The 5,529-nt window shown below is 59.5% G+C and carries 5 protein-coding genes and 3 pseudogenes; all 8 read right to left on the reverse strand.

Features of this window, described 5'->3' with window-relative positions:
• Positions 1 to 4: 4 nt before the first annotated feature.
• On the reverse strand, positions 5 to 466 hold the full coding sequence (locus BV911_RS19870) for a hypothetical protein (RefSeq protein ID WP_205963911.1): 462 nt from the start codon (positions 464 to 466) through the stop codon (positions 5 to 7).
• Positions 467 to 485: 19 nt separating this feature from the next.
• Positions 486 to 1,073 (reverse strand): recombinase zinc beta ribbon domain-containing protein, encoded by a 588-nt coding sequence (locus BV911_RS19875; RefSeq protein ID WP_240512362.1) that lies wholly within the window; start codon positions 1,071 to 1,073, stop codon positions 486 to 488.
• 48 nt (positions 1,074 to 1,121) lie between these two features.
• Positions 1,122 to 2,247: pseudogene (locus BV911_RS18315) on the reverse strand (IS3 family transposase).
• A 50-nt stretch (positions 2,248 to 2,297) separates the two neighbouring features.
• Complete coding sequence (locus tag BV911_RS18325; protein ID WP_086054998.1) at positions 2,298 to 2,510, reverse strand: recombinase family protein; 213 nt, start codon at positions 2,508 to 2,510, stop codon at positions 2,298 to 2,300.
• Positions 2,511 to 2,610: 100 nt separating this feature from the next.
• Entirely contained in the window at positions 2,611 to 3,189 is a 579-nt protein-coding gene (locus BV911_RS19370; RefSeq protein ID WP_139840154.1) for a VPLPA-CTERM sorting domain-containing protein, read from the reverse strand.
• Positions 3,190 to 3,513: 324 nt separating this feature from the next.
• Entirely contained in the window at positions 3,514 to 3,648 is a 135-nt protein-coding gene (locus BV911_RS20280) for a hypothetical protein (RefSeq protein ID WP_256388279.1), read from the reverse strand.
• A gap of 216 nt (positions 3,649 to 3,864) precedes the next feature.
• Positions 3,865 to 5,220 (reverse strand): annotated as a pseudogene (locus tag BV911_RS18335) (Tn3 family transposase); the annotation flags it as partial.
• A 39-nt stretch (positions 5,221 to 5,259) separates the two neighbouring features.
• Positions 5,260 to 5,529, reverse strand: a pseudogene (locus BV911_RS19660) (IS3 family transposase); the annotation flags it as partial.

Here is a 5,529-nt window from a genome sequence, read left to right on the forward strand (position 1 = left end):
CCGGTCACTTCGTCGTGCGGCGGTTCATCCGCCCCCGCATGGCCTGCACCTGCTGTGAAGCCTTCGCCCAGGCCCCGCTGCCGTCCCGCCTGATCGAACGCGGACGGCCCGGTCCCGGCCTCGTGTCGCACATGCTGGTCGGTACCTCCGCATCCGGATCATAGGCTGGGATGGCGAGGCTGTCGCGGAGTGCCGCGACGCGGACGGTCGTCCACGTTTCGCCATCATCGGTGCGGCACCGCATCCGGTTGAGGGTGACTGCCAACTCTCGGTCGGGCCAGTGTCCGCCAAGCTTGCGCAACACCTCTCCCGCAGCGAGGTCCTGGCCGGGTGGGAACCGGCCGGTCTTGCGCCGGGCCAGTCGGACTTCGGTATGACGTCCACCGATCCAGTGCAGCAGCAGAACAAATTCGTTCTTTGTCGCGTCGATATCAATTACGACCTCCTCGATCAGCAGCCTGACCAACCGCTGCCTGGCGCGGGCATCAGTCCCTGCCGCGTTCCAGACAAACGGGAGATCCGAGGCGAGCTTCCTCGAGCTCTCTCTCGACCGCCAACCGGACGGTTTCTTGCGCCTTGGCAATCTGCTCGGCCGCCAGAAGGGCAGCTTGAACGGCCTGACCGGAGACCGCCTCGAGAAGCTGGCTTGCGACGGCAGCGTCAACGCCGCGTCCACCGGCACCGATGCACAGACCAACCCCTACATGTCCGTCATCGCCGCGGCACTGATACCGATGCGACTGATCGGTGCCCACCTTGTAAAACACCCGCATCATCCGGCCACAACGCGCGCATCGCGCCATGCCTGACAGCAATGCCTGTCCACCCCGCCCTGATTTGCGGGCCGTCCGCTTTTGCATATGCGCGTTCTCCTCCAGCATGCGGCGGTTCTCCTCAAAGGCGCACCAGTCGATATATCCCTCGTGACTATCCTTGATGAGCACGCTCCAGTCCCCAATCGTCCTGTGGTGGCCGCTGGTCTTGTGGGCCTGCCCCTCAACCACCCGTGTCCGGTTGCCTGTCCGCCCGAAGGCGTAGGCCCCTGCATAAATGGGATTGTGCAGCACCTGCATCACGCTGTGGTAATCCCCCCGTTATTAACGGGGGTGCGTCCGTAGAACTTACGCGGCCATTTTCAGTTTCTGGGCGGGAGTGATGCCGCCGATGCCCATGTTCGGGCGGTCATTGTTGTATGTCCATAGCCATTGCGTGGCGTGATCTTGCGCCTCCTCTATGCTTTCGATGATGTATTGATCCAGCCACTCATGCCGGACCGTGCGATTGTAGCGCTCGATGTAGGCGTTCTGTTGCGGCTGCCCAGGTTGGATGTGCTGGATCGTAACCCCTTGTTCCTCGGCCCATTCCATTAGCTTTCCACTGATGTATTCCGGGCCGTTGTCGACCCTTATGGTGCCGGGCTTGCCGCGCCATTCGATGATGCGGTTGAGGCTCCGGATGACCCTTTCGGCGGGCAAGGAAAAATCCACTTCGATACCCAAGCCCTCGCGGTTGAAGTCGTCCAGCACGTTCAAGAGCCGGAATGCGCGACCGTCCCCAAGGCGATCGGCCATGAAGTCCATCGACCAGGTCACGTTCGGCGCCTCTGGCACCGCCAGCGCATCGGGTTTGTCCCGTTTCAACCGTTTCCGGGGTTTGATCCGCAAGTTCAGCTCAAGTTCGCAGTAGATCCGGTAAACCCTTTTGTGATTCCAAGGATGGCCTCTGACGTTGCGCAAATGCAAGAAGCACAGCCCAAATCCCCAAGTCTTCCGGGCCTCGGTCAACCCAACAAGCAGATCGGCTATCTGCTCATTCTCGTCGCTCAGCAGGGGGCTGTAGCGATAACAAGTCTCGCTAACCCCGAAGGCTCGGCAAGCCAGCGCAATGCTGACCCCACGGCGCGCCACCGCATTCTCGGCCATCTCCCGGCGGTGAGACGGCCCAATTACTTTTTTCCAAGGGCTTCCTTCAAAAGATCAGCCTGCATGCTCAGATCTGCATACATCCGCTTCAGGCGCCGGTTCTCGCGCGCCATTGTCGCTCGGACCAATGGCGCATCAAGGTGCGCTCCATAGCCTTCATCTGGCTGATCATGGACGCGTCCATGCCGCCATACTTCGCCCGCCACTTGTAAAACGACGCATTGCTCATGCCATGCTCACGGCAAAGCTCTGCCACCGGCACTCCGCCTTCGCCCTGGCGCAGGATCGAAAGGATCTGTGCCTCAGTGTATCTGCTTGTCTTTATTCAGAATCTCCTCATGAATCTTGCCGAGAAAGTTCTACTTCTGCAGCCCCTTACTTTCGGGGGGGATTACCATGCCAATCCCGACCGTTGCGCGCGAGACGGGAGGCTTCGATGCAATAGACAGCCCCCACCGATCCGGTGCAGACTTCCGCGACCAGGCGCTGGAACCCCGGCCGGGCTATCTGGCCGGAACCGGAGCGGCCCAGATCCTCATCAATCACCTGAACGGTGGCGAAGCCCGTGTCACGGGCAGTTTCTGCCATCTGGTATTGAGAACGGCAGTGCAAAAGTTGGCCACGGAAGTGGCGGGATAGTCCTCCATTCCTGAGAAAGGATCACACTATCAAACCGTGGGGCAAACACCTAGCTCCTTAGTCGGGCCAACGGGAGGCTGCGCCATCGCCGCGACAGCCCCATCAGACCGAGTGCGCCCACCAGAAGCGGCAAAGATGCGGGGAGGGGCACCGGGGCCGTTGCATCCAACAGTTCAAACTCGAAACTGGATGCCGACTGAAAGTCTTCCATGTCAAAGATAACGGATGCGCTATAAATTTGCTCGTTCGCAAGATATAATCCAGATATACCTACCCCGAGAGTAGTCAGAATTTCTGCGGCATTCTCATAGATCCGACCACTAAGCCCAATATTTTTTCTTAGATAGTATGAGAGGTAGCTGGCGCGGCCTTTCAAATCAGTTCCCATATTAACTGGTCTGGTAGAGGTGTCCCACAAGCCGGTGGTTCTCCATACGACTTTTGCTGTTTCCCAGCCATCTCCAGTGGAGATAGTCAATCTAGCGCCGGCTCTAAAACACGCCGAAGGATTAATATTATAGAGACCACTCTCCGCGCAAAATTCTGCCGAAGTTCTTTCGGTAATTGTTGCCGCACTAGAGGATAGCGGAATCAGCACGAGCATCGCTGCGAATAAATACTTTAACACGATCCAACCTCATAAATATATTCTGGCACACCCCGATTAGCCTACTGGATGACCGGACATATCGTCGGGTTTTTCCCGAGTGTGTTTCGTAAAGATTCACATAGCCGTGCAGAGAGACATCCGACAACCTTTTTTTGACCCAAAGTAGGATTTGCAGGCCGGCCTGACTGCGTGATGGCCGCAGTCAGAGCGTTCGTCGCGGCATTGTCAGGTTGTTGGCAACGAAGCCTCAGGGTGGTTCTCAGCAATACTGAACATCAAAAACTTACCCCGGATCAAGGGCTTCCGATTTCCACGGAGCGTCATTGGCTATGCCGTATGGACCTACAATCGGTTCAGGTCGCCCAAAACGATGGCAGAGGAAGTCTTCATGATGACTGCGGCATCAAGGGTCGCCGCTTGGGCCGCCCCCGTAAGCATGACGGCTGTTGCGACGGCCGGGAAAATAAATTTGTACATCTTGATTCCACCGATGAAGTTTTCTGGGGAAGGTGCCTAATAGGCACCAGATTGTTGACACGCAATCACGTTTATTTTGGGCCCTCCGGGCAAATAAGTTTGAGACATTTGACTGTGGGGCTCGGTTTTCTGCACTGATCCGTAACCGACCCCAAGGGTGGCTAGGTCCGCTCTGCGTGAGTTCGAGCGCGGCGCAGCGAATGTCTGCTGTGGCTTCTACCTCTTCGGCCACTTGTATTCGCCGGTGAGAAGGATGTGTGCCCAGCCGAGGGGAGAGGTGTGCGCCAGAAGTTCGGGCGGGACCGGGAGCTTCGCACGCTGGCGCTGCGCGACGGCCTCGCCCAAACGGGCCGTATTCCAGTGGATGATGATCGCGGCGAGGAGGTTGAGCGCGGCCATTCGAAAATGTTGGCCCTCGGCCGTCCTGTCGCGGATTTCGCCCTGTCGGCCGATCCGCAGCGCGTTCTTCAGCGCGTGGTTCGCCTCGCCCTTGTTGAGGCCGATCTGGACGCGGCGCTGCATGTCGGTGTTCAGGACCCATTCGATCATGAACAGCGTTCGCTCCACGCGGCCGACCTCGCGCAAGGCGACGGCAAGGTCGTTCTGGCGGGGATAAGACGCCAGCTTGCGCAGGATCTGGCTGGGCGCGTCGGTCCCGGCCGTCATGGTCGCCGCGATCCGCAGAATGTCGGGCCAGTTGGACGCGATCAGGTTCTCCCGGATCGTGCCGCCCGCCAGACCGCGCAAGTTCTGCGGCACGGCCTTCGGCTCGAAGACGTAGAGGCGCTTGGAGGGCAGATCGCGGATACGTGGGATGAACCGGTGACCGAGGATCGAGGTGACGGCGAAGACGTGATCGGTGAAGCCTCCGGTATCAGCATACTGCTCCTTGATCCGCTTGCCGACCTCGCTGTTCAGCAGCCCGTCGAGGATATAGGGCGCTTCGCTGACCGTCGCCGGGATGGTCTGTGACGCGAATGGCGCGAACTGGTCGGAAACGTGCGTGTAGGCTTTCAGCCCTGGCTCGCGCCCGTATTTGGCGTTGATCAGGTTCATCGCCTCGCCCTGCCGGGTGGTGGAAAAGAACTGACCGTCGCTGGAGGCGGTCGTGCCCATACCCCAGAAACGTGCCATCGGCAAAGCGGCCTGCGCTTCCACAATACTCGCCAGCGCACGGGCGTAGGCATCGCTTTCGACGTGCCAGCGCGAGATTCGCATCAACTCCCAGAAGCCGTGGGAATTGCTGGCCTCGGCCATCTTGGTCAGACCGAGGTTGAGCCCTTCGGCCAGGAGCACGTTCATCAGGCCGATCCGGTCCTTCGGCGGAGCGCCAGTCCTGAGATGCGTGAACGCCTCGGCAAACCCGGTCGTGCGGTCCACCTCCAGCATGATGTCGGTGATCCGCGTCTCCGGTATGCGTCGGTAGAGATCGGACAGCAGGTCATCGGCCCCCTGTGGCGGTGCTGTCGGCAGCCGGCTCAGATGAAGCACGCCGTTCTCGATCGAACCACCGGGGATCGCGCCCGCCTTCGCGGCTTTGGCCAGCTTTTCGAGACCAAGTTCCATTCGCGCATGGCCTTCGGTGTTTGTCAAACTAGTTGTCCGCCGATTTCATGCGGCGTCTCTGATTTCAGGGGCGCTGAATTCGTTTTCGGGGTTCAGCCAGACGGGTCCGGCCGGTTGCCAGTTCCGGGTTTTTCCTGACCAGCGTTCCGGCTTTTGTGCGCGTGCAGTTGCATAGAGACTGGCGCGGTTGGCGAGCGTTGCACTGTCAGTCCCGGAGTGGCGCGCGTTCGGCGTAACGAAGCGGATTGCGCTGTGCAGGTGTTCTTCGTTGTACCAACTGGCGAAGGATTTCACCCAAGCCTGCGCATCCTCTTT

Origin of the sequence: Pseudoruegeria sp. SK021 (genome assembly GCF_002119405.1) — a bacterium.
Classification (GTDB): domain Bacteria; phylum Pseudomonadota; class Alphaproteobacteria; order Rhodobacterales; family Rhodobacteraceae; genus Meridianimarinicoccus.

Excerpts from the sequence above, each read along its gene's own strand:
- BV911_RS19875 (WP_240512362.1), bottom strand. The coding sequence starts at position 1,073 with ATGCAGGTGCTGCACAATCCCATTTATGCAGGGGCCTACGCCTTCGGG.
- BV911_RS18325 (WP_086054998.1), bottom strand. The coding sequence starts at position 2,510 with ATGGCAGAAACTGCCCGTGACACGGGCTTCGCCACCGTTCAGGTGATT.
- BV911_RS20280 (WP_256388279.1), bottom strand. The coding sequence starts at position 3,648 with ATGTACAAATTTATTTTCCCGGCCGTCGCAACAGCCGTCATGCTTACG.